This is a genomic window from Bradyrhizobium sp. CSS354 (assembly GCF_029051725.1).
Taxonomy (GTDB): Bacteria; Pseudomonadota; Alphaproteobacteria; order Rhizobiales; family Xanthobacteraceae; genus Bradyrhizobium.
In genome coordinates, this window is the sequence record NZ_JAACFU010000064.1 from 1 (window position 1) to 1,954 (window position 1,954).

At 64.4% G+C, this 1,954-nt stretch carries 1 protein-coding gene and 1 pseudogene; one reads left to right on the plus strand and one right to left on the minus strand.

Annotated elements, in window-relative coordinates; translation table 11 throughout:
* Positions 1–74 (minus strand): annotated as a pseudogene (locus GWG67_RS38615) (transposase); the annotation flags it as partial.
* A gap of 270 nt (positions 75–344) precedes the next feature.
* Between GWG67_RS38615 and GWG67_RS38620 the strand changes: the two are divergent.
* Positions 345–1,562, plus strand: a complete 1,218-nt coding sequence (locus GWG67_RS38620) for an IS110 family transposase (RefSeq protein WP_275174876.1) — start codon at positions 345–347, stop codon at positions 1,560–1,562.
* Positions 1,563–1,954 lie beyond the last annotated feature (392 nt).

The window sequence follows — 1,954 nt, forward strand, 5'->3', positions numbered from 1 at the left end:
TCTTCATTGGGGAAGATGCCGACCACTTCGGTCCGCCGCTTGATCTCGCCGTTGAGGCGCTCGATCGGGTTGGTTAACCGGTATGAGAGTTTCTCGGTGCCGATGTTCCGCTGCGATATTCAAGATCGTAGCGTATGGTGCGACCATCGGGACAGAGGCACCGGGAGCACGAAAGGTGCGGGCAGGCCGATGCATTCGATGAGCCGCGAGCTCGAGTTAGTAGCTGGCCGCCTCTGCGACTCGCCCGGTTGCGCTGAGAGCGCGAATCCGTAGTTGTCGTGTCGCCCGTAGCTCCCGTCTTGTGGTCTGATTGGCAGGAGGTGCGAATGCGACGGGTGATTGGCATCGACGTCCACCGAACTTTCGGGGAGGTGGTGGTTTGGGAGGATGGCAGGCTCCGACATGCGGGCCGCATTGATATGACGCGGACTGGGTTGGAAGGATTTGGCAAGACCCTGCTGGCCAGTGATGAGGTGGTGGTCGAAGCGACCGGCAACAGCATGGCGGTATCGCGGGTTCTGGCCCCGTTCGTGGCACGGGTGATTATCGCCAATCCGCTGCAGGTGAAGGCGATCGCCCAGGCTCACGTCAAGACCGACAAGATTGATGCCGGCACGCTCGCCAGTCTGCAGGCGGCCGGGTACCTGCCGCAGATCTGGACGCCTGACGCGGAGACGGAACGCAAGCGTCGGCTGGTGGCGCGGCGCTATCAGGTCGTGCGGCATCGCACGCGGCTCAAAAACGAGGTGCATTCGATCCTGCACGCGCACCTGATCCCGAAGTGCCCGCATGCCGATCTTTTCAACGGCCGCGGCCGGACGTGGTTGGCCGCTCAACCGTTGCCGGACGATGAGCGCGCAGCGATCGATCGGCACGTGCGCGAGCTTGACCGCCTGGCGGAAGATCTGGCCCTGCTCGACCGCGAGATCGCGCAGGACGCCATCGACGATTCCGCGGTCAACAGATTGATGACGATCACCGGCGTCAACTTGGCGGTCGCTGCCGGCATCATGGCGGCGATCGGCGACATACGCCGGTTCAACAGCCCGCAGAAGCTGGTGAGCTATTTTGGGCTGAACCCGCGGGTGCGGCAATCCGGACTGGGCGCCGCCCATCACGGCCGCATCAGCAAGATCGGCCGCAGTCACGCGCGCGCCATGCTGGTCGAGGCGGCCTGGGCAGCGGCCAAGGCGCACGGTCCGCTGCATGCGTTTTTCGTGCGCATCCGCGCCCGGCGCGGCCATCAGATCGCCGCGGTGGCCGTGGCCCGGAAGCTCACCGTGCTTTGCTGGCATTTGTTGACGAAGGGCGAGGATTACCTGTGGGCGCGCCCGGCACTGGTCGCCATCAAGACCCGCGCGATGCAGCTTCAAGCCGGACATCCGCAACAGAAAGGCAGCCGACGTGGGCCAGCGTATGCCTACAACATCAAGGCATTGCGCGACCGCGAGATGTTGATTGCCGCACAGGCGGAGCAAAGCTACGAGCGCTTGGTGACGCAATGGAAACCACGGCGGCCAAAAACCGGCGCGCGGGCGCCTCAGCTCGGCAAGACAAAATAGGGCAGCCTGGTGGCGCTTGCAGCCGATGCGCCACGCTTCGCCACGAGGTCGCCCGCGCCCGCCGAGGGTAATCCCGTCTGACGGCAAGTGCCAGCCAGGAATGCAGTCCCGTTCCACGCCAGCATGCCGCCGTGCTCGGGCCAGTCAAGGCCAAGCCTTGCGGTGGCCGCAAACGCGGCCAGCCTTGACCGCCCCTGCGCGCGGCGGCTCGAGATCGATGGCCGGGACGGAAGAATGACCTGCGGCGCAGCCGAACAAAAGAATGGACGTAGCGATGTCTGCAATCGTCATCTCGGTCACGAAAAAAATCGCTTGTCCATCTCATCCGTGGAGTGCAGCTTGGTCCGATGCTGCGGCGGGAACGACATGTAGGCGAGCACGTCGGTCTCGGC